The organism is Streptomyces sp. NPDC028910 (assembly GCF_055564955.1).
The window spans coordinates 47,315-68,780 of sequence record NZ_JBVHVF010000018.1 but is presented as its reverse complement, the minus strand read 5'-3'; the positions used below and the strand labels follow the sequence as shown (position 1 = coordinate 68,780).

Genomic DNA, 21,466 nt, shown 5'->3' with positions numbered 1-21,466 from the left:
CGTCCGCCGTCCGGCAGGCTCCCGCGCACGAGGGCGCGCGGTAGACGCCCCGGACGGCGGGCCCCCCCCCCGGGAGGTGACCGCCATGGCCGAGATGGGCGCCAACCAGTTCAGCCCCGGCGGCCGCGTCACCGACGAGGAGATCGAGACCCTGAAGCGGCTCCATGCGCAGGGCCTCGGACGGAACGCGATCGCCCGCGAGATGGGCCGCGGCCTCCGCACGATCAGCATCTACGCCGCTCGCCTCCACCTGTCCTTCGACCGGACCGCGACCGAGGAAGCCACCCGCGCCCGGAAGGCAGATCTGGAGGAGAAGCGGGTCATTTTGGCCGAGGCCCTCACCGATGACGCGCTGCGGCTGTCCGCGCAGGTGTGGGAGCCCGCCACGATCCACTCCTTCGGCGGGAAGGACCACACCTACAACTCCCGGGACATCCCCGAGCCCCTCGCCGCCGACAAGCGCGCCCTGATGGCCGCCGCCGCGGCCGCCGCCGCCCAGTCCGTCCGGCTCGTCCCGCCGGCCGAGGAGTCCGGCGCGGCCGACGCCCGGTCGATGCTTGGCAAGCTGTTCCAGGGCCTGGCCGAGGTCGCGAAGGAGGACCAGGCCGAGGAGGCGACGGACGGTGAGTCTCCTTGATGCCCTGCCCCTGTCCCGTAAGCAGATCCTTTCGATCGTCCAGGCCGACGCCCGCATCAACCTGTGGGAAGGCTCGGTCCGCTCCGGGAAGACGATCGCGTCCCTGCTCCGCTGGCTGATCTACGTGGCGTCCGCGCCACGCGGCGGGGAACTCGTCATGGTCGGCCGGACCCGCGACAGCCTCTACCGCAACATCATCGCGCCCCTGATGAACCCCGACCTGTTCGGGGAACTCGCCTCCCAGACCCGGGCGAACAACGGCGCCCCCATGGCGACGATCCTCGGCCGGACCGTGCACGTCCTCGGCGCGAACGACGCCAAGGCCGAACCCAAAGTCCGAGGCATGACCTGCGCTGGCGCGTACGTCGACGAGCTCACCACCCTCCCCAAGACGTTCTTCGACCAGCTCGTCGCCCGCTGCTCCGTCCCCGGGGCGCAGATCTTCGCCACGACGAACCCGGACAACCCCGGGCACTGGGTGAAGCGCGACTACCTCAAGCGGGCCGCAGCCACCCGCCTCGCGTCCTGGCACTTCGTCCTCGACGACAATCCGTTCCTCGACCCCGAGTACGTCGCCGCCCTGAAGGCCACCTACACCGGCCTGTTCTACCGGCGGAACATCCTCGGGCACTGGGTGCAGGCCGAAGGCGCGATCTACGACGCGTTCGACGAGGAACGCCACGTCGTCGCCGAGGTCCCGCACATCACCCGCTGGCTGTGCGACGCCATCGACTACGGCACCACCAACCCGTACGCCGACCTGCTCATCGGGCTCGGCGTCGACCAGCGCCTGTACGTGGCCTCCGAGTACCGGTGGGACTCCCGCGCCCAGCGCCGGAAGAAGACCGACGCCGAGTACTCCGCGGCCCGCCGCGCCTGGCTCCAGGCCGTCCCCCACCCCGGCACCAACGTGCTCGGGATCCGGCCGGAGTGGACCATCGTGGACCCGTCAGCAGCCTCGTACATCGAACAGCTCCACCGCGACGGCGTGTCCGGCGTCATGCCGGCCGACAACACGGTCCTGGACGGGATCCGCACGGTCGGCTCCCTGCTCGCCGGGGACCGGCTGAGGATCCACGCGTCCGCGCGGGGCCTGATCGAGGAGATCCCCGGCTACTCCTGGGACGACGAGAAGGCCGAGAAGGGCGAAGACGCCCCGATCAAGCTCGACGACCACTCGTGCGATGCGCTGCGGTACGGCGTCCGTACGACCGAGGCCCTGTGGCGGCCGCACATCCCGACCCTGATGGAGGTGGCCTGATGCCCCTGCCCACCTCTGACCAGGTCTGGCCGCCCACCGACGCGCGCGTCCAGACCGCGCTCGCCGACTGGGACGCCTGGTTCTCCGCCGACCCCGACCGCCTGGAGCAGCGCTACGAAGGCCGCGGCTACCGCGGCACCGACCGGCCCGCCCAGTACGCCACCGGCGTCCGCGGCCGTCTCGCCCGCTGGTTCTGGGGCAACCCCACCACCGCCGGGCAGAAGCGCACCAAGCTGCACGTCCCCCTCGCCGGGGACATCGCCCGCACGTCATCCGAGCTGCTGTTCTCCGAGCCCCCCAAGCTCAGCAGCGAGAACGAGACCACCCAGTCCCGCCTGGATGAGCTGGTCGAGAAGGGCCTCCACCCGACTCTGCTGGAGGCTGGCGAGCTGGGTGCCGCGCTCGGCGGGTCGTACCTGCGGATCGTGTGGGACGAGGATGTTGCCGACCGGCCGTGGATCGCCCCGGTCGCCGCGGACTGCGCCGTTCCCGAGTTCACGTACGGGCGTCTGCGCGCCGTCACGTTCTGGACACTCCTCGACTCCGGCGACCCGAACGACCGGCGCGTGTGGCGGCACCTGGAACGCCACGAGAAGGGCGTCATCTACCACGGGCTGTATGAGGGCGGCACGGGCAGCCTCGGCCGGGCCGTTCCCCTCCAGGACCACCCAGCCACCGCCCCCCTCGCCGCGATGGTCGACGCGTACGGCGGCATCGACACCGGCGCCCCCGACCACCTCACCGCCGCCTACATCCCCAACGTGCGCCCGGCGCGCGCCTGGAGGCACATCCCGTCCGCCGCGTACTGGGGGCAGTCCGACTACCAGGGCATCGAGGGCATCCTCGACGCGCTCGACGAGACGTACTCCTCGTGGATGCGGGACGTCCGGCAGGGCAAGGGCCGCATCATCGTCGCCAACACCCTGCTTCAGTCCGGCGGCCCCGGAGAGGGCGCCGCCTGGGACGAGGACCGCGAGGTCTACGCCGGGCTGAACATGCTCCCGCGCGCCGGCGACCCCAACCCCATCACCGACGTGCAGTTCGCCATCCGGGTTGCCGAGCACCGCGACACCTGCGCCGAGCTGATCGAGCAGGCCGTGCGCCAGGCCGGCTACTCCGCCAGCACGTTCGGGGAGTCCGGCGACGGAGCCGCGGTCACCGCGACCGAGATCCGGGCCCGCTCCCGGCGCAGCATGGGTACCCGTGCCCGTAAGGCCCTGTACTGGAAACCGGCGGTCGCCGACATCACGGCCGCGCTCCTAGCGGTGGAGGTGGGCCCGCTGTTCGGCGTGGCCGGGCTGGAGCTGACCCCGCCGGACGTCGAATTCCAGGACTCCATCTCGGAGGGCCCGGTCGAGCTGGCCACCACCGCCGAGCTGCTGCGGCGTGCCGAGGCCGCGTCCACGGACACGCTGGTACGGATGCAGCATCCGGACTGGGATGACACCCAGGTGACCGCCGAGGTGGATCTGATCCTCGGCGAGTCCGGGCGAGTGACCGCGGACCCGATGATGACCGGCGCTGAGGGCCCTGGGGTGCCCAGCTTCGGCGGAGCAGGCGGTGAGGAGGCGGACTGATGCCCGTCTCCCCCGCCATGGCCGAAGACCTCGCCGCAGCCATCACCGTGCTGTACGAGGACGCCGAGCTCGCCCTGATCGAGATCCTGCGAAAGGCCCTGGCCGAGGGAATCGACAGCCCCCGCTGGGCCGAGGTCAAACTCCGCTCCATCGGTGACCTCCGCGAGGCCATCGAGACAGTCGCCAACGCGCTCCAGACCGACGCCAACGGCGCCGTGGCCGAGGCCCTCGCCACGGCGTACGGGCGGGGCCGGCAAGCCGCCGTCGCCGAGCTCGGCGCACTGGATATCGGTCGGGAGCTCCACGCCCGCCGTATCCTGGCGGGCGCGCCCGCCGTCGACCGGCTCGCCGCGTCGTACGCCGAGGACACCCGGCCGCTGTACCAGCGCATCACCCGGGCCGTTGTGGACGTGTACCGGAGCGTGACCTCGCGAGCGGCCGGCGCGCAGCTCCTCACGGGGCAGTCCCGCCGGGACGCCTCCCAGCGAGCCCTGAACGAGTTCGCCCGCCGCGGCGTCACCGGCTTCATCGACTCCCGCGGCCGCTCGTGGGAGCTGGCCGCGTACGCCGAGATGTCCGTGCGATCTGTGACCGCGCGTGCCGCGATCGAGGGCCACATTGACGCCCTCGGCGAGGTCGGCGCCGCGCTGGTCATGGTCTCCGACGCGCCGTTGGAGTGCCCGCTCTGCCGGCCCTGGGAGGGTGAAGTCCTGGCCCTCCAGGGCGAGCCCGGACCGCGCACGGTCCGTCTCGACCATGCGATCCAGCCCCGCGGCCTGTTCGCCCGCACGGAGACCGTTGCGGTGCACGTTGCCGGGTCCCTCACGGAGGCCCGCGCGGCAGGCCTCTTCCACCCCAACTGCCGTCACAGTTTGGGCCTGTACCTGCCTGGCGTGACCACCCGCCCCCCGCACGTGGCGACCCCTGGCACCACCTACGAGCACACGCAGCGGCAACGCGAGATCGAGCGGCACATCCGCCGCTGGAAACGCGCCGAGGCCGCAGCGATCGACGACACAGCCCGGGCCCGGGCCCGCGCGAAGGTCCGCGAATGGCAGGCCGCCGCCCGCGAACACGTGGCCGCGCACGACGCCATCGTCCGTAAGCCTGCGCGCGAGCAGATCGGCTCCGCGCGCTGACCCACCCGCCCACGGCCGCACGGCCACGGGCACACCCGAAAAGGGAGCAGCACATGAGTACCCCTCCGCCCGCCGCCGGTCCGCCCGAAGTCACCCCGCTGATCCCGCCCGCGACACCCCTGTCCGTACCTCCGGTCGCCCCCGCCCCCGGCGGTGACGACACGGACTGGAAGGTCGAGGCCCGCAAGTGGGAGCAGCGCGCCAAGGAGAACAAGGGCGCCTCTGACGAGCTGGCCAAGCTGCGCGAGCAGGCGATGACCGACCAGGAGAAGGCCGTAGCGGCCGCGGAGAAGAACGGCCGCACGGCCGCCGCCGCCGAGTACGCCGTCCGTCTGGCCGCCGCCGAGTTCCGGGCCGCCACAGCGGCCGCCGGAATCGACCTCGGCGAGGCCACCGACCTCATCGACACCAGCAAGTTCGTCACCGACGGCGAGGTCGACACCGACGCCATCAAGGCCGCGGTCAAGAAGCTCGCCAAGCTCGCCCCCCGCAGCCCCGGACGGTCCGGAGCGGACCACGGCGCCGGCGGTGAGACCCCCGCGTCCCTCGACAAGCAGATCGCCGAGGCGACCGCACGGCGGGACTTCGCAACCGTCATCCGACTCAAGCGGCAACGCGCCGCGCAGACGTAACCCCCTGACTGGAGGACCCCATGGCCGGTATCACCGGACTGGCGACCACGTTCGACCTTCCCAACTACGCGGGCGAACTTTTCGCCCTGACGCCGGCCGACACGCCGTTCCTGTCCGCGATCGGCGGCCTGACCGGCGGCCGGATGACGACCGGCACCGAGTTCGAGTGGCAGACCTACGACCTGCGCGACCCGTCCCAGCGCACCCGCGTGGAAGGAGCGACCGCGCCGACCGCCGAGGAACGCATCCGCGCGAACGCCCGGAACGTCGTGCAGGTCCACCAGGAGAAGGTGTCGGTCAGCTACACCAAGCAGGCCACCATGGGGATGCTCGCCACCCCGGGTGCGGCGCCGTTCCGGAGCGTGGACGGCTCCAACCCGGTCAGCAATGAGCTGGACTGGCAGGTCGCCCAGGCCCTCAAGTCCATCGCACTGGACGTGAACTACTCGTTCATCAACGGCTCGTTCTCCAACCCGACGACGAACGCCACCGCGCGCAAGACCCGCGGCCTCCTCGCCGCGATCACCACGAACCGCATCGCGAAGGCGACCACGGTCACCGGTGCGACCGCGGCCACCGACACGGTCACCTCGACCGCTCACGGCCTCGTCGACGGTGACAAGATCGTGTTCACGAACACCAGCACCGCGACCGGCATCACCGCTGGCCGGATCTACTTCGTCGACCAGATCGACGTGAACACCTTCAAGGTGTCGACCTCCAGCGGCGGCGCCGCGATCACCCTGGGCACCGTCACGGGCATCGCTTACGTCAAGCCGTGGGCGACCGCGCTGACCCCGGACCACGTTTCGGACCTGCTCCAGCTCGCCTACGACAACGGCGGCATCTCCGAGCAGGAGACCGCGACGCTGCTGGTCAACTCGGCGCAGCGCCGGGCCCTGACCAAGGCGTTCGCCTCGGCGTACGGCCAGTTCCAGGAGACCAGCCGGACCGTCGGCGGTGTCGCCGTCGACACGATCATCACTGACTTCGGCACGCTCAACGTGATGATGGACCGCCACGCCCCGCAGGACACGATCACGGTCGTCTCCCTGGAGCAGTGCTCCCCCGTCTTCCTCAACGTGCCGGGCAAGGGCGTCATGTTCGAGGAGCCCCTGGCCAAGACGGGCGCCTCCGACGAGGTCCAGCTGTACGGCGAGATCGGCCTGGAGTACGGCAACGAGCGCGCCCACGCTGCCATGACCGGCCTGAAGGTGTGATGGGTGTGACCATCTACCAGCGAGCGGTCGGCGGCCACGTTGCCGACCGCGTACAGACCCTGCCCGGATCCGAGGAGGAGACCGCCTACGCGGCGCTCGCCGAGGATCCGGCGTCCGGCTGGCGCGTCGTCGAGGAGCCCAAGAAGACCACCCGTAGCAAGGGCAAGGAGGGCTCCTGATGCCCGTGATCAGCGACTTTTCGCTCACCACCTCGGTCCTCCAGACCAAGGCCAACGACCTCACCACATCGTCCGACCCGCTCGCCAAGGTTTGGGCCGCACACCTGGACTCCGGTACCGGCGCCGGCCTGGCCGACAGGGTGTTCCACGACACCCGGACTCTGGCCGCGTCCGCGACCGAGGATCTCGACCTGGCCGCCGTCCTGACGGACGTGTTCGGAACCGTCCTCACGTTCGCCAGGGTCAAGGGCCTGTTCGTCGCCGCGTCCGCCGCGAACACCAACAACGTGGTGATCGGGGCTGGCACCAACCCCTGGGCGACGATGCTCAACGCAACCGGTACCGTCACGCTCCGCCCCGGCGCGGCCTGCGGGTTCTTCGCGGGGGCGGCGGATGCCACCGGCTACGCGGTCACCGCAGGGACCGGCGACATCCTCAAGGTGGCCAACTCGGCGGCCGGATCGTCGGTCACCTACGACGTGGTTATCGTCGGCTGCTCCGCTTAGGAGGCGTCATGCGCGTGTACGCCACCGCCGAGCAGTACGAGGAGTACACCTACGCGGCGGCCCCCGCCGACATCCAGTACCGGCTCGCGAGGGCCTCCGAATTCCTCGACAGCCAGGTCCTTCGTCTCTGCGCGTACGCCGTGGACGACGCCGGTCTCCCGTCCGACAGCATCGTTGCAGCGGCCATCGCCCGCGCCGTGTGCGCCCAGGTCCAGTGGGGTGTGGAGGTCGGAGACGTCACCGGGGCGGCCGGAGTCGGCTGGGGCAACGTGTCGATCGGCTCCGTCCAGCTTGGCCGCTCAGTCACCTCGGTGTCCGGCGACGATGCCCCGGGCCGGCAGATTGCTCCCGCAGTGTGGGATGCGCTGCGCAGCCCGGACCTGGCTCCGGATCGGTGGCAGCTTGGGGCGGTGGCGTGGTGAGCGTGATTCCGGGCTGGCTGCTCCGGCACACGGTGACGATCGAGCCCTACCTGGGCGACACCGCGTACGGGCCGAAGTACGGGCCCGCGGTCACTGCGCGCGCGTTCGTGGAGGAGAAGATCCGCACCGTCCGCGACAAGGCGGGCGAGGAGGTCACCGCGTCGACCACGGTCTACCTCCTTCCCACCCAGGACTGTCCGCCGGAGTCCCGACTCACCGGCCCCTCCGGCCGGGTCGCCTCCGTCATCACCAGCGCGCTCCACGACGGCGGCGGCCTGCCCACACCCGACCACCGGGAGGTGACCCTCACATGAGCCAGCGCGTCACGATGCGGTGGGACGGTGACCGGATGTGGGGCGGCCGCGGCCGGCGCCTCGCCGAGGAGGGGGTGCAGAAGAGCCTGGAGCATGTCCTCACGGAGTCCAACAAGCTGGTACCGCTGGACGAGGGGACCCTGGAGCGCTCCGGCCGCGTCACCCGCGACGGGCTGGAGGGCACCGTCAGCTACGACACCGTGTACGCCCGCCGCCAGCACGAGGAACTCACCTGGCGCCACGCCCCGGGCCGAGAGGCCAAGTACCTGGAGAAGGCGCTCATGCGGTCGGTGGAGACGACCCGCGAGCTGATGCGGGTGTCCCTGCGGAGGTGGCTGCGTGGCTGACCTCCTCGACGGCCTCGCCCGCTACCTTGCCGCCCGCGGGCACGGCACCTACGACCCCACCGGCGCGACCGGAAACATTTTCATCGAAGCACTGCCCAGCACCCCCGACACCTGCATCGTGCTCACCATCTACGACGACGGCGGCGAGGCGGATACCCGGCTGGGCTACGACGACGTGCCCGTCCAAGTCCGCGTGCGAGGCACGACAGACCCGCGGGTGTCCCGCACGCTGGCGCAGTCCATCCGCTCGGAGCTGCACGGTCTCGGCGAGACCGTCCTCCCGGACGGCACCGGCCTGATTCTGGCCCGCGCCACCCACGCGGCCGCCTCCCTCGGGGCCGACGAGAACCGGCGCCACGAGCACGTCGTCAACCTGCGGCTGCACGTCCGGTCCGTGACCGCGCACCGCGTCTGACCCCCTTCCTTCCAGCCCGCCGGCAGTGCCGGCGGGCTCCTCGCCATGCCCGGAGGAGAAAGCCATGGCAGTGCAGAAGTACAACGCACGCGACGTCGTGTTCCAGATCGAGAACTACGCCAGCCCCGGCACGTGGGTGAGCATCGCGCCCGGCGCGATCACCACCTTCACGAAGGGCGAGGAGGAGGAGGTCACCCCGACGACGACGTTCGGGTCGGCGGGTCAGGCCGAATCACAGAAGATGGAGATCGGCAAGACGATGCAACTGGAAGGCTTCCGCCTGCGGGACCCCGCGACCGGCGCGCTTGACCCTGGTCAGGCCCTCGTCGAAGGGCTCAACGAGCGGCTGGGGCTGAACTCCCTCAGCGGCTTCCGGTACGCGCACACCACCGACACCACATGGGTCGTGTGGGCGCAGGCCCGCGTCACTCTCGGCGAGCAGGGCGGCGGCAACAACGACGTCGTCAGCTGGTCGGCGACGTTCACGCGCAGCGGCCCGTCGACCACTGCGGCCAAGCCGTGACGGCCCGCAAGACAGTTGCGGCCGCAGAGCAGTCCTGGGATGCGTTCTGGAGCGAGGTCACCGGCAGCCGTACGACCGTCATCCGTGACATCGAAGTCCCGGTGCCGGGCGACATGCCCATGCGGCTGCGCCGGCGGATCGAGGAGCTCCAGGACTCGGGGGACGAGGAGCACATCGCCGAGCTCGTCGCGCTGCTCTTCGGCCAGGACGTCTACGGGGCCTGGGAAGAGGCCGGCATCGGCGCCTTCGAGTTCCAGGTGATCCTCACGTGGGGCATCGCGCAGGCCACCGGCCGCGCAGACTTCAGCTTCGAGCAGGCCTTGGACGCCGTCCGCAAGGGCGAAGAGGGAAAAGCCCTGGCGGCACCGCCGAACCGAGCCGCACGGAGGCAGCGGTCCGCCGCTACTGGTGGGCGGTCGAAAGCGACTTCCTCCGTGAGTACCAGCTCGGCCCGCAAGCGATAGCGGACCTGACTGGCCGCCGCTTCTACACCCTGCTCTCCGGGCTCTCTGCCGAGGCCATGTTCCGACGGGTCGCGGGCGACGAGATCGCAGTGATCGACGACCCAGACGAGATCCGCGCCGCACTCCGCGGCTGACCACAGCCCGGAGGTGGCATTCATGGCGCTCACCGTGGGCGAACTCGTCGCGAACATCGACGCCGACGACTCTGGGATGCGGGCCGGCCTCAACTCTGCCGAGCTGCGCCTGAGGGGATTCACGCAGGACGCCGAGGGCCGCCTCCGGCGCCTGGACGGCACGTTCGCCACCCTCGCCGAGCGCATCAGCATGGGGTTCGCCGAGGCCGAGCGGTCAGGGCGGTCCTTCCACCTGGGGCTCGGCCGGATCGTGGGTATGGCGGGCGGCCTCGGCGGGGTGGCCCTGTCCGTTGGAAAGATCGCCGCGATGCTCGGCGCTGCCGCGCCCCTGCTGGCGGGACTGGCCTCGACCGTGGCGCAGATCGCTCCGGCGGCCGGCCTGGCCGCGACGGGTCTGTTCGCGGTGGTCCTGGCGTCGCAGGCACTCAAGCTCGGCATGAAGGGTGTTGGGGACGCGGTCAAGGCCGCCATGGACCCGAGCACCCCGGCAGCGTTTGAGGAGGCGCTGAAGAAGCTGACGCCCTCCGCGCAGGCCTTCGCGCGCGAGGTCCGTACCCTTCAGCCCGAGTTCAAGGCCCTCCAGCAGTCCGTGCAGGAGCAGCTGTTCCAGGGCCTGGACGGCATCCTCCGCGAGATGGGCACGAGCACGCTGCCCATCCTCAAGACCGGGCTGACCAACAGCGCTGGCGCCCTCAACTTGATGGCCAAGAACGTCGGGAACGCCGCTATCGGCCTGTCGACGTCCGGGACCCTCGGCCGCGCCATCAGCGGCGCCAACGCCGGGCTCTACAACCTGGCGGGCGCCCCGGCCATCTTCCTCGGCGCGCTGACGCAGGTGGCTGCGGCGGCCGGGCCTGCGTTCGCTCGGGTCACGGCTGGCGCTGGCAGTGCGCTCGAACGGTTCTCGGAGCGGTTCTCGAAGGCCTTCCATGACGGTGGCGTGCAGCGGGCCATCGAGACGGCGATCGCAACGATCGGTCAGCTCGGGGCCATCCTCGGCAACGTCGGGTCGATCATCGGCTCGATCTTCGGCGCTGCGCAGGTGTCCGGTGGCGGCTTCCTCGGGGTCCTCCAGCAGATCACGGGCTCCCTGAAGACAGCGTTCGCCAGCCCGGCCGTCCAATCCGGCTTGCAGGCCATCTTCCAGACGATGGCGACGCTCGCCAGCACGGTGGGCCCGCTCCTCGTCATGGCACTCCAGGGCATCGCGCCCGTGTTCACGGCCCTCGGGCCGCCGATCCAGCGGCTCATCACCATGCTGGGTGCAGCACTGGGGCCCATCATCACCGCCCTCGGGCCCGTCCTGGCGGCGGCCGCCGGCGCGGTGGGCGCCTTCCTCGACGCGATCTCTCCCCTGCTGCCCGTCATCGGCTCGCTGATCGCGCAGCTCCTGCCCGCGCTGACCCCGCTGCTGACCCTGGTGGCGGGCATCTTCAAGGCGCTGGCGCCGCTGGTCGCCCAGTTCGCGCAGATCCTGATGTCGGCGCTCGCCCCGATCCTCGCCGCGCTGATCCCGGTCATCCAGCCGATCGTCGACGCGCTGATGGTGCTGGTGCAGGCCATCTTCCCGATCCTGTCCGCGCAGGCCGCCGCGTTCGCTCCGCTCGTGGCTCAGCTCGCGCAGACCTTCGCGACGCTGCTCGTCGCACTGGCCCCGGTCATCACGCAGTTGATCCTGCTCGTCGCGGACATCCTCACCAAGATGACGCCGATCCTGATCCCCATCATCGAACTCGTGGCGAAGCTGGCTGGCGTGTTGGGTGACGAGCTGGCGGCCGTCATCTCGGGCGTGGTCGTCCCCGCGTTCCAGATGATCGCCGCGGTCCTCGCCGGAGACTTCTCCGGCGCCTGGGAAGCCGCAAAGCGCATGGTGTCCGGGATCATCGACTCCTGGATCCGCATGTTCCGCGACCTGCCCGCCCGCGCGTCCGAAGCGCTCGCCGGGCTCGCCGGGGCGCTCTGGTCCCGTGTATCGGAGGCCGGCGGCCGGATGGTCGACAGCCTCCGCCAGAAGCGGGACGAGGCCGTTGCCCGGGTCCGGGAGCTGCCGGCCATGGCCAGGAACGCTCTCGGCGACCTCGGCTCCCTGTTGTGGAACGCGGGCTCGCGCCTGATCAGCGGCTTTATCGATGGCATCCGAGCCCAGTTCGGGCGAGTCCGGTCCACCCTCAGCACGCTCACGGGGATGCTGCCGGACTGGAAGGGCCCGGCCGCGGTCGACGCGAAGATCCTCACTCCCGCCGGCCGCTCCCTGATCGAGGGCTTCCAGCGCGGTATCGCCGCGCAGACACCGGCGCTTCAACAGCAGCTCGGCGGCCTCACCGGCGCCCTGCCCGGAATGGCGCTCGGGCCCATGGGCGCGAGCGGCGGCATGGCCGGGGGCGGCGTTCCGGTGAATGTCCGGGTGACCGTCGACGGCCCGGAGTCCATGACCCGGCTCATCCGGGAAATCACCGCCACCGTCGGCCGCGGCAGCGTCCAGACCGCATTCGGAGAGAACTGAGGAGGACCGCATGGCCGTGCCTGATGCCCGGGTGGAGCTCCGGATCGCCGGAACCTGGACGGACGTCACCAACGACGTCCTCAACGACCGTGCTATCCGGTACAGCTGGGGCCGTCGCGGCGAGGGCGCCCGTACGGACCCTGCCGCAGCCTCCCTGGGCCTGCGCAATCCGACGGGGACGTACTCCAACCGAAACCCGAACAGCCCCTACTACGGACAGCTGGGGCGCAACACCCCCGTGCGGATCACGCACGGGGGTGCACCCGTCGCCCTCGTCATCCCCAGCGGCACGCAGGGCCGCGCCACCACCCCCGACACGGCCGCGCTCGACATCACCGGAGACATAGACATCCGAGTGGACGTCACCCCATCCGCCTGGGAGGGCACTCACACAGGCGCCGCCTGGGAGTTCGTCGGAAAGTACGGGGCCGCGGGTCAGCGGTCGTGGGTGTTCCTTCAGCTTGGCAGCGGCCTCTACTTCGCGTGGTCGCCCGACGGCACGAACACGGTTGCAGCCGTCGCAACCCAGTACACGCCGTTCGCCCCCGGCCAGCGCGGGGCCGTACGCGTCACCCTCGACGTCAACAACGGCTCCGGCGGCTGGACGGTCGTGTTCTACACGGCGCCCACCATGGCGGGGCCCTGGACGCAGCTCGGCAATACGGTCACCGGCTCCGGAGTGACGTCGATCTTCAACTCCACAACAGGGGTCGAGGTCGGCGACTTCGCCGTAACCAGCTACGCGCCTGTCTCCAGGCAGTTCCACGCCGTGGAGATCCGCAACGGGATCAGCGGCTCGGCGGTCGCCAACCCCGTCTTCACCGCGCAGGCTTCCGGCACCACGTCGTTCGCGGATGCGGCAGGCCGGGCCTGGACCGTCGCGAACGGCGCCGAAGTCACCGACCGTCGGATCCGCGCCGAGCTGGAGGCCTCGTCTTGGGCCCCCCGCTGGGGCGCCAGCGGCCACGACGTCACCGCGCCCATCGATGCGGCGGGGATCCTGCGCCGCCTCGGCCAGGGCGCCAAGCCACTCGCCAGCACGCTGCGCCGCCGCCTTCCCACGGTGGGCCCGGTGGCGTACTGGCCCCTCGAAGACGGCACGGAAGCCACCCATGCCTACTCGCCGATCACTGGGTGTGTGCCACTGTCGGTCGACGACTTCTCGTTCGCGTCAGATGACTCCTGCCCCGGCTCCGACGCCCTCCCCTCCATCGGGACGGCCGCCGTCATGCAGGGCCCCGTACCGGCATACACGAGCGCCACGAACGGCTACCTCGTCGCCATGATCTACGCCATCGACACGATGCCCGCGTCGAAGAGCAGGTGGTTTGCCTTCTCTACCTCCGGCACCGCGGCTGAGGTCGTCCTCTCTTTCACGTCCACGCAGGTCGTCGCCGACCTATACGACGCCGCCGGTTCGCTGATCACCTCGCAGGCGTTCGGCAACTCCAGCGTGTTCGGGCCGGACAAGTGGTTCCGCCTCGACGTCACCGCCCAGCTCAATGGGGCGAACACTGATTTCCATCTCGGCTTTGTCGACGTGGAAGGCGCCGGCGTCCAATGGAACTTCTCTGTCGCGGGGACCCCGGGCAACGTCGTTTACATCGGGACCGCGTTCGGGTCGCTGCTGTCGGGCATGCGGGTGGGTCACCTGGCCGTTTTCCCGAGCTCCGACGTAACGGTCTGGGGCCAGGCCGACAACGGATACAGGGGCGAAACCGGCGGCGCGCGTTTCTTCCGGCTCGGCCGCGAAGAAAACGTGCCGATCACCATCTCCCAGGGCCCCCACACGACAACCGTCCTGGGCCCGCAGCGCTCGAACACTCTCATGGACCTGTTCGCCGAATGCGAAGAGGCCGACGGCGGCATCCTCTTCGAGGACCGTGAGCGGGCCGCCCTCTTCTACCGCACCCGCACCACTCTCTACAGCCAGACTCCGACCGTCACCATCCCGTACGGGCAGCTCGCTCCGCCGCTGGAGCCTGTCGACGATGACCGGTGGCTCCGCAACGACCGCACCGTCCAAAGGACGGGCGGCAGCAGCGCGCGGGCGGTCCTGACCACCGGGTCCCTGTCCACGGCCGCGCCGCCGGCCGGGGTGGGCACATACGACGACTCCCGCACCGTCAACGTCGCCTCAGATGACGTGATCCAGGACATCGCTGCATGGCTCCTTCACCGTGGGACGTGGGACGAGGCCCGCTACCCGCGCGTGCGGATCTACCTCCACAAGTACCCGGCACTGGTCCCTTCGGTGGCCGCGCTCCGCCCCGGCGACATCATCCGCATCACCGACCTGCCCGTGTGGCTGCCGCCTGGCCCGATCGACTTGATGGTCGAGGGCGCCGAGGAGGTCTTCAAGACGCTGGAGTGGACGATCACCTTGTCGTGCTCGCCTGCCGGCCCATGGTCGGTTGGGGTGCTCGATGACTCGACGCTCGACCGGCTCGACACCGCGGGGGCCAGCCTGGTCTCAGGAATCACGAGCACCGCAACGTCCCTGTCCGTAGCGACGACCACCGGCAATCTCTGGTCCACATCATCCGGCGAGCGGCCCTTCGACATCGAGATCGGCGGCGAGGTCATGACGGTCACCAACCTCACCGGCGCCTCCTCCCCGCAGACCGTCACGGTCACCCGCTCCGTCAACGGGGTCGTCAAGGCCCACTTGGCGGCCGCTGACGTTCGTCTCGCCCAGCCCATGATCCTCGCCCTGTAGGAGGCACAGTGGCAACGTCCTACCCGACCTGGACCGCAGGCCAGCGCGTCACCGCCGCTGCCCTGACGTCCATGCAGTTCACCACCGCGGTGAAGACCGCGAACCAGTCCGCGGTCTCGTCCACGACGCTGACCAACGACACGCATCTGATCCTGCCGGTGGTCGCCAACGCGACCTACATGCTGGACGGGTTCTTCGACTACGACGGCAACGTCGGGGCCCCGGGCGACATCAAATTCGACTGGACCATCCCCGCCGGCGCGACCCTGCGCTGGGGGCTGCTGGGTAACGCCAGCGGCGACCTGACGCAGAAGTACACGTCCACCACAGGCGCCAACACCACGGCCCTGTCCGCTGGCGCGTATGGCATCGGCGCCACCCGTAACGGCGCCGCGCCACGCGGCTACGTCACGATCGGAGGCACGGCCGGCAACCTCCAGCTGAGGTGGGCGCAGAACTCGTCCTCAGCGACCGCGACGACCATGTACGCCGGATCGTGGGTCCGCCTGCTCCGCAACACCTGACCGACCTCACCCTGCCCGCCCCGAGCCGACGGCCGGGGCCTTTTTCATGCCCTGGAGGCCTCATGGCTTGGTATCCCGGAGCGATCCGGATGGAGCTTCAACCCGAGTCGGACAACCAGCAAGCCATCGTCCCGACGCAGCTGCTCTTGCACAGCATCGCCGCCCCGTGGACGCCCAAGCGGACGTACGAGTACTGGCGTGACAGCACGAACCTGGAGTCGCACTGGGGGCTTGGCTTTGACGGATCGCTGGCGCAGTACATCGGCACGCAGACCCGGGCCGACGCCTGTTTCCGAGCTAACCGCCGGGCGGATGGGACCGGAGCCCTCTCCCTGGAGAGCGCCTCCAACCTGGAGCACAGCGACCCGTGGACCGCCGCGCAGATCGAAACGATGATCCGGCTCGGAGTGTGGGTGCACCGACAGCACGGCATTCCGCTGCGGATCTGCCGCACCTGGGACGACCCCGGCTTCGGCTACCACCGGATGTTCCCGCAGTGGTCCGACGGCGGCACCGACTGCCCCGGGGACGCCCGCGCGAAGCAGTTCCACGAGGTCGTCTTCCCAGGCATCGTCGCCCGCGCCAACGGACAGACCACCACCCCCGCCCCCATCGAGGAGGACCCTATGGCCGGCTTCACCCCGGACGACGTCGCGCACTCCGTCCTGTACTGGCTCAACCAGGCAATGTCCGAAACCCCCGAGAAGGCGGGCACCCACCCGCTGGCCAACGTGGTCCCGCAGCTGAACGCCAAGTTCAAGGCGTACACGGCCCTCCTCGCCGCCGCCGAGATGACCCCGGCCGAGCTCACCGAGGCCCTCGCTGACGGCACCCTGAAGGTCGAGATCACCGTCACCCCCGCCACCACCGCGAACGGAAGCTGACCCATGCGCATCTTCGGACGTGAGCCCGTCTACATCCTCGCCTTCATCGCCATCGGTCTGAAGCTATCCGCCGCATACGGCGTGGACGTCTCCGACGCCCAGCAGGGCGCCATCATGGCCGTCCTCTCCCTGATCGTCGCCCTCGCCAGCGCCATCGTGCTCCGCACCGGCGCCGCAGCGGCCGCCCTCGTGAACCTCGCCCAAGGCGCGCTCGCCCTCTTCATGGCCTTCGGCCTGCACATGGCGGCCGAACAGCAGGCTCTGTGGATGGCGGCCGTAGAGGGCGCGGTCGCGCTCGCGCTGCGCCGTGAGGTGACGGCCCCGATCGCGGCGCTCGCGATCGAGCAGTCGAGCCCGGTCAAAATCAACGCTCCTCAGGGGGTGTGATGACGGCCCCCGACCCTGGCGTCTACATCAGCCCAGCACAGATGTATAAGGAGGTGAGGGGGCTGTCAGAGACGGTCGGGCGCATCGAGTCCAAGCTCGACGGGATCCTCGACGACGCAAAGGACCTCCGGAAGGACTTCGCGGACCACGAGACACGGATACGAACCCTGGAGCGGTCCCGCTGGCCCCTGCCGACGATCGGCGTCCTCGCCGGGGTCGGCGGGGCCGTGACCGGGGCGCTCGCCCTACTGGCCCGGTAGGAGGTACGCCATGCCCAGGCGTACGGTCCACGGGACGCTCGATGACCTGTTCACCGACACGGCGGCCGCCGGCGCCGTGGTCACCCTGGCGGCGCTGCCACGCCGCTGGACGGACGAGACCGGCGGCCGGGTCCTGGCGGCGCCCGACCATCCGGTCACGGTCACCAACGGGGACTGGTCAGCGTCGCTGCTGCCCACCGACGAGCCCGGGATCGAGCCCGCCACGGGCCGCTACTACCGGGTGACCGACTCGGTCAACGGGGTGCCGGTCCGGGTCCGCTACTTCGAGCTGCCGACGGGCGACGGCTCCTCGGTCGACATCCTCGATCTGATCGTCGCCGATCCTGGCCTGCCTGGGTACGTACGCGGCGCGACAGGGGCCACCGGTGCTACGGGCCCGGCGGGCCCTCAAGGTGTGCCGGGCCCTACGGGGGCCACCGGACCGGTTGGGCCCATCGCGACCACGTGGCGGCGGCGGGACCTTCCCGACCTGGTAACCGCGGACAGCCTGTACGCGGGGACCGCGCCGACGATCGGTACGGCGCAGACGACGACGCCCACGGCTGGGTACGTGAAGTGGGCGCCGGCCGGGGTGGCGCTTGCGGGCTCGGACGTCACCGGGCCGTTCACCTATCTGGGCGCGGCCGGGTTCCAGATCGGCACCGTCTCGCCGGACACCAGCTACGTCCTGCCGACGTCGAAGTACCCCAACACCTACGCGTCCGGCCAGAGCATCTGGAGCCTGGAGTTCGGCACGGATGCGGCCATTTTCCAGGTCCGCATGAAGTACATCAGCGCCGCGACCATGTTCAGGCTGTCCATCGACGGCCGCAAGGTCACCGACCTGATGCAGACCAGCGGCGGCATCACCCCGGGCTCCGGACACCTGATCACCGTCGACCTCGGCAGCGCGGCCCCACGCAGGATCCGCCTGGACTTCGCCACGTTCCCCTTCGGCGGCGTCTACCTACCGCCCACGGCCACCATGTGGCACGTCCCGGCCGAGGGCGGCCGGCTCATGGTCCTCGGCGACTCCATCACGGACGGGGCATCGCAGAACACCGGCGCCGGCGCGGGCACGTGGCTGTCCCGGGCGGCTCGGCTGCTCGGCGCCACGGACTCGTGGGAACAGGGCCGCGGCGGGACCGGCTACATCACCGCCGGCAGCACGGCCACGTTCACGACCCGGGCGCCGGTAGACGTGATTCCCTGGGCGCCCACCCGGCTGATCGTCTGGGGCGGCTACAACGACAGCTCGGGCGACCAAGGAGCAATCGGCACCGCAGCTGCCGCGCTGTACGCCACCCTCAAGGCTGGGCTGCCCGCGTGCGAGATGTACGTCATCGGCTGCTGGTCCCCGAGCGGCAGTCCGTCCGCCGGAATCACGAACACCGACAGCACGTTGCGCACCGCTGCGGCGACGGCCGGGATTCCGTTCATCTCGCCAATCACCGGGTCCTGCTACGACGCGGCCGGCGCCCTGGTGGCCACGCACGGGGCGTTCATCACCTCCGGCCTCGTCGCCGGGTACATCGGCGGCGACAACGTGCACCCCACCGACGCCGGGCACGTGTACCTGGCCCGGCGGATTACCGCAGCGATCCGCGAACTCATGCCTGCCTGAACAGCACAACGCCCCCTCTCAGCCTGCGGGCTGGGAGGGGGCGCTTTCGCGCGTCTACCGATCGTGGGTGGAGGCCAAGCCCTCTACGGCGTCCAGGGCGAGCCCCCACGGGTACGGCTTCTTCTCGCCGGGCTGGTTAGGCACGAAGCCGCCCTCGCCATACAAGACCTGCACCCCCATGCCTCGCAGCTCCTGCACGGATCGATCGAACGCCCGGTGCTGCACGTAGGCCGCGTTCACGCACGGCATCACCGCGGTCGGGATTCCCTTACCGATGCCCTCGGCGACGACGCCGACGACGAATCGATCGGTCAGCCCGAGCGCCCACGCATTCACCGTGTTGAAGGTCGCCGGCGCCACAAGGATCGCGTCCGCCTTGGGCCATACGTCGGGCTGTCCGGGCCGCTTGTACCGGCTCCGGACCGGGTGGCCGGTGAGGGCGGCGAGCCCGTCGAGGCCGTCTTCCAGCCACTCTGCAGCAGATGGGGTGAGGCCGAGGCAGACGTCCCAGCCGCGCGCTTGTGCGTCCTCGATGACGTGGGCGACGTCGAACACAGGCGGGGCGGCCGAGCCGAAGAGGTACAGCGTTCGTGTCGTCATGACGCCCGAGCCTATGCAACCGCCCCCGGTCCGGGTGGAGTCGGGGGCGATAGCGGTACCGTCCATGATGACGAGTCTTGGACGGAGACCAGTATGCCTCTACCCGACGATGACCACACCGGATCCCGAATTCGGGAGCAGCGGCGATTGAAGCACCTGACGCAACAGCAGCTAGCCGACCGGATCCCGTACAGCCTCAGCCTCCTCAATCAGGTGGAGTGCGGCGCCCGCCGCGCCTCTGACGGTCTCGTGGCGGCCGTGGCGCAGGCCCTCGGGGTGGACTCGTCTGACCTGACAGGACCCCCCGCTGTGACGTCGCTGCCGCCTGACCGCCTGGTCGCGCTGGTCGCCCCCATCCGTGAGGCCCTCGACCGCTACGACCTCGGCCCGATTCCGGAGCTGCCGACGGTCCGGCCCGTCCGGGAGCTGGCCACCGCGGCGGACGTCCTGTGCCAGAAGGTTCGGGCGACGCACCTGCGCGCCGCAGCCAAGGCCCTGCCCGCGCTGCTTCTGGAGCTCACGCACACCGTCTGGACGGCCTCGTCTACGGAGGCGTGGCGTGCGCTCGCGTCCTCGTACCGAACCGCCCACGACGTCGCCCTGAAACTCGATCACCCAGACCTGGCGCGCATCGCTCTGGACCGGATGGGCTGGGCCGCCAGCCACGCCTCGGACCCGTGCATCGAGGCGGTCCAGCGGTACAAGCGGGCGACGCTGTGGCGCTGCGCGACGAGCGCGCACCTGATCACCGTCGGCCAGGCCCTGCTGGAGGGTGAAACGACGCGGGAGGCCCTCGCGGTGACCGGCCAACTGCACCTGGGCTTGGCCACCGTGGCAGCGAAGGACGGCGATGCAACCGCGGTTGAGTCGCACCTGGCCGCGGCCCGCGACCTCGCCCGCCGTGTAGGCGGCGAGGCCGGAGACGTGCACTGGCTGAGCTTCGGGGCGGTCAACGTACGCCTGCACGAACTGGGGGCGTCGATCGCGATGAGGCAATTCGACACGGCCCTCGGCCAGGCCCGAGTGCTCACTGTGCCGGACACAATGCTGACCTCCCGGCGGGCCCGCTACATGGTGGATCGGGCGCTGGTGGAGATGGAGGCCGGTTCCCCCAAGGCGTCGCTCCGTTACCTCGCGCAGGCTCGGCGCGTGGCGCCGGAGCAGACGCGGCATCTCCCGGGTACGCGGACGACGATCCGCGGGCTGGTGCACATGTCGCGGCGGGCCCCGGACAGCCTGGGTGGGATGGCCCGTTGGATCGGCTTGTAGGGCGCTCACAGGCACTCACAAATCTGTGAGTGTTCACGCTCCGCCGCGGCGTCAGGCTGGTGTCACCACCCGCTGACGACGGTAGGGAGCACCGACATGAAGCCGACGAGAGCTGAGATCGACGAGGTCACCCGACTCGTTCGGCGCATCCTCGTCTCGTACAACCTGAAACCCGGTGATGAGGTGATCGACGACCTCACGCACCGACTCGTCGCACACGGACAGCGGTATGTGGCCCGGGCCCGCAGGATGGACGCTGGCGCCCCGCGGGTGACGGACGCACTCGCGGACTGGGACACCCTGACAGCAGCCGGTCCCGGACCGGAGCCACTGGCGAACTGGGGACACGCACGCTCCCTCGCCCGCATCGTGCGCACCCTCCACAACGCACTGCTGGAGGAAGGCCGGCGCCGCGAGGCGGTAAGCCACTGGCGGGTAGACGCGTGAGCATCGTCCTGCCCCGAGCCGTCATGCCCGACGCGGCCTTCCTACACGAGGTGCGGATCAACTTCTCAAGGGGCGTCCACGGATGCGCGTACGTGATGATGGGCCACCCCGAGGCGCACGTGCGACGGGAAGCGACGATCGACCGCTATCTGCGCGGAATCGCTGTCGGCCTCGGCCTGCACGAGGGCGAGGGGTACCCCTCCACTCCACATGTCCTGCACTTCGTGAAGGGGTTCTGGGCCCTCGACTACGGGCACCCGGAGACGCTCCTCACGCTCCCCCGACCGCCGCACGGCTGGGCCCTGCGCGCCCAGGCTGACCGAGCCGCGCACGTCGGCGTCTGCCTCGACCCGGTCCTGCCACCGTCCCGGCCCGACCACGTACTGACCGGAACCGTGGGCTACAAGGCAGACAGGCGCCTCGGCCTCATCCACTGACCCAGTCGCCACCCAGAGAGGAACGAGCCGAATTGAGCGCGA

General features: G+C 70.4%; 25 protein-coding genes. 24 read left to right on the top strand and 1 reads right to left on the bottom strand.

What is annotated here, in order from left to right:
• Positions 1 to 85: 85 nt before the first annotated feature.
• The 21 genes from ACZ4TV_RS21990 (at position 86) to ACZ4TV_RS21890 (ending at position 18,671) form a co-directional block, all read left to right on the top strand.
• Positions 86 to 637 carry a helix-turn-helix domain-containing protein gene (locus tag ACZ4TV_RS21990; RefSeq protein ID WP_468136394.1) on the top strand — a complete coding sequence of 184 codons (552 nt, stop codon included), beginning with the start codon at positions 86 to 88 and terminating at the stop codon, positions 635 to 637.
• Entirely contained in the window at positions 624 to 1,898 is a 1,275-nt protein-coding gene (locus ACZ4TV_RS21985) for a PBSX family phage terminase large subunit (protein ID WP_468136393.1), read from the top strand. The genes ACZ4TV_RS21990 and ACZ4TV_RS21985 overlap by 14 nt, the downstream gene beginning before the upstream one ends.
• On the top strand, positions 1,898 to 3,475 hold the full coding sequence (locus ACZ4TV_RS21980; protein WP_468136391.1) for a phage portal protein: 1,578 nt from the start codon (positions 1,898 to 1,900) through the stop codon (positions 3,473 to 3,475). Before ACZ4TV_RS21985 ends, ACZ4TV_RS21980 begins: the two co-directional genes overlap by 1 nt.
• On the top strand, positions 3,475 to 4,614 hold the full coding sequence (locus ACZ4TV_RS21975) for a phage minor capsid protein (protein ID WP_468136390.1): 1,140 nt from the start codon (positions 3,475 to 3,477) through the stop codon (positions 4,612 to 4,614). The genes ACZ4TV_RS21980 and ACZ4TV_RS21975 overlap by 1 nt, the downstream gene beginning before the upstream one ends.
• Positions 4,615 to 4,667: 53 nt before the next feature.
• Complete coding sequence (locus ACZ4TV_RS21970) at positions 4,668 to 5,246, top strand: hypothetical protein (protein WP_468136389.1); 579 nt, start codon at positions 4,668 to 4,670, stop codon at positions 5,244 to 5,246.
• 20 nt (positions 5,247 to 5,266) lie between these two features.
• A complete protein-coding gene (locus ACZ4TV_RS21965; RefSeq protein ID WP_468136388.1) occupies positions 5,267 to 6,466 on the top strand; it encodes an SU10 major capsid protein in 1,200 nt (399 codons plus the stop codon).
• Positions 6,467 to 6,471: 5 nt separating this feature from the next.
• Positions 6,472 to 6,645, top strand: a complete 174-nt coding sequence (locus ACZ4TV_RS21960; protein WP_468136387.1) for a hypothetical protein — start codon at positions 6,472 to 6,474, stop codon at positions 6,643 to 6,645.
• Entirely contained in the window at positions 6,645 to 7,151 is a 507-nt protein-coding gene (locus ACZ4TV_RS21955; protein WP_468136386.1) for a hypothetical protein, read from the top strand. Before ACZ4TV_RS21960 ends, ACZ4TV_RS21955 begins: the two co-directional genes overlap by 1 nt.
• 8 nt (positions 7,152 to 7,159) lie before the next feature.
• Positions 7,160 to 7,573: a hypothetical protein gene (locus tag ACZ4TV_RS21950; protein ID WP_468136385.1), complete on the top strand. Its 414-nt coding sequence runs from the start codon at positions 7,160 to 7,162 to the stop codon at positions 7,571 to 7,573.
• A complete protein-coding gene (locus ACZ4TV_RS21945; protein ID WP_468136384.1) occupies positions 7,570 to 7,887 on the top strand; it encodes a hypothetical protein in 318 nt (105 codons plus the stop codon). The genes ACZ4TV_RS21950 and ACZ4TV_RS21945 overlap by 4 nt, the downstream gene beginning before the upstream one ends.
• Complete coding sequence (locus tag ACZ4TV_RS21940) at positions 7,884 to 8,234, top strand: hypothetical protein (RefSeq protein WP_468136383.1); 351 nt, start codon at positions 7,884 to 7,886, stop codon at positions 8,232 to 8,234. The genes ACZ4TV_RS21945 and ACZ4TV_RS21940 overlap by 4 nt, the downstream gene beginning before the upstream one ends.
• Positions 8,227 to 8,649 carry a minor capsid protein gene (locus ACZ4TV_RS21935; RefSeq protein ID WP_468136381.1) on the top strand — a complete coding sequence of 141 codons (423 nt, stop codon included), beginning with the start codon at positions 8,227 to 8,229 and terminating at the stop codon, positions 8,647 to 8,649. Before ACZ4TV_RS21940 ends, ACZ4TV_RS21935 begins: the two co-directional genes overlap by 8 nt.
• 64 nt (positions 8,650 to 8,713) lie before the next feature.
• A complete protein-coding gene (locus ACZ4TV_RS21930) occupies positions 8,714 to 9,172 on the top strand; it encodes a phage tail tube protein (protein WP_468136380.1) in 459 nt (152 codons plus the stop codon).
• Positions 9,169 to 9,636, top strand: coding sequence for a hypothetical protein (locus ACZ4TV_RS21925; protein WP_468136379.1), 468 nt, complete (start codon positions 9,169 to 9,171; stop codon positions 9,634 to 9,636). Before ACZ4TV_RS21930 ends, ACZ4TV_RS21925 begins: the two co-directional genes overlap by 4 nt.
• Positions 9,637 to 9,792: 156 nt before the next feature.
• A complete protein-coding gene (locus tag ACZ4TV_RS21920) occupies positions 9,793 to 12,273 on the top strand; it encodes a phage tail protein (RefSeq protein WP_468136377.1) in 2,481 nt (826 codons plus the stop codon).
• A 10-nt stretch (positions 12,274 to 12,283) separates the two neighbouring features.
• Positions 12,284 to 14,992 carry a hypothetical protein gene (locus ACZ4TV_RS21915; protein WP_468136376.1) on the top strand — a complete coding sequence of 903 codons (2,709 nt, stop codon included), beginning with the start codon at positions 12,284 to 12,286 and terminating at the stop codon, positions 14,990 to 14,992.
• An 8-nt stretch (positions 14,993 to 15,000) separates the two neighbouring features.
• The gene (locus ACZ4TV_RS21910; RefSeq protein ID WP_468136375.1) at positions 15,001 to 15,516 is read left to right on the top strand and encodes a hypothetical protein; all 516 of its coding nucleotides are present in this window, start codon (positions 15,001 to 15,003) and stop codon (positions 15,514 to 15,516) included.
• An 89-nt stretch (positions 15,517 to 15,605) separates the two neighbouring features.
• Complete coding sequence (locus ACZ4TV_RS21905; protein WP_468136373.1) at positions 15,606 to 16,400, top strand: peptidoglycan recognition protein family protein; 795 nt, start codon at positions 15,606 to 15,608, stop codon at positions 16,398 to 16,400.
• A gap of 3 nt (positions 16,401 to 16,403) precedes the next feature.
• Positions 16,404 to 16,787 (top strand): hypothetical protein, encoded by a 384-nt coding sequence (locus tag ACZ4TV_RS21900; protein WP_468136371.1) that lies wholly within the window; start codon positions 16,404 to 16,406, stop codon positions 16,785 to 16,787.
• Positions 16,788 to 16,840: 53 nt separating this feature from the next.
• Positions 16,841 to 17,047, top strand: coding sequence for a hypothetical protein (locus ACZ4TV_RS21895; RefSeq protein ID WP_468136370.1), 207 nt, complete (start codon positions 16,841 to 16,843; stop codon positions 17,045 to 17,047).
• Between the two features lie 10 nt (positions 17,048 to 17,057).
• Positions 17,058 to 18,671, top strand: coding sequence for an SGNH/GDSL hydrolase family protein (locus ACZ4TV_RS21890; RefSeq protein WP_468136368.1), 1,614 nt, complete (start codon positions 17,058 to 17,060; stop codon positions 18,669 to 18,671).
• 54 nt (positions 18,672 to 18,725) lie between these two features.
• On the opposite strand, the gene ACZ4TV_RS21885 is transcribed toward ACZ4TV_RS21890, so the two are convergent.
• Positions 18,726 to 19,271 (bottom strand): flavoprotein, encoded by a 546-nt coding sequence (locus ACZ4TV_RS21885; protein WP_468136367.1) that lies wholly within the window; start codon positions 19,269 to 19,271, stop codon positions 18,726 to 18,728.
• A 93-nt stretch (positions 19,272 to 19,364) separates the two neighbouring features.
• Here ACZ4TV_RS21885 and ACZ4TV_RS21880 point away from each other — a divergent pair, with 93 nt between their 5' ends.
• The 3 genes from ACZ4TV_RS21880 (at position 19,365) to ACZ4TV_RS21870 (ending at position 21,424) form a co-directional block, all read left to right on the top strand.
• Positions 19,365 to 20,540 (top strand): helix-turn-helix domain-containing protein, encoded by a 1,176-nt coding sequence (locus ACZ4TV_RS21880; RefSeq protein WP_468136366.1) that lies wholly within the window; start codon positions 19,365 to 19,367, stop codon positions 20,538 to 20,540.
• Positions 20,541 to 20,636: 96 nt separating this feature from the next.
• Positions 20,637 to 20,987: a DUF6415 family natural product biosynthesis protein gene (locus tag ACZ4TV_RS21875; protein WP_468136365.1), complete on the top strand. Its 351-nt coding sequence runs from the start codon at positions 20,637 to 20,639 to the stop codon at positions 20,985 to 20,987.
• Entirely contained in the window at positions 20,984 to 21,424 is a 441-nt protein-coding gene (locus ACZ4TV_RS21870; protein WP_468136364.1) for a hypothetical protein, read from the top strand. Before ACZ4TV_RS21875 ends, ACZ4TV_RS21870 begins: the two co-directional genes overlap by 4 nt.
• Positions 21,425 to 21,466: the final 42 nt, after the last annotated feature.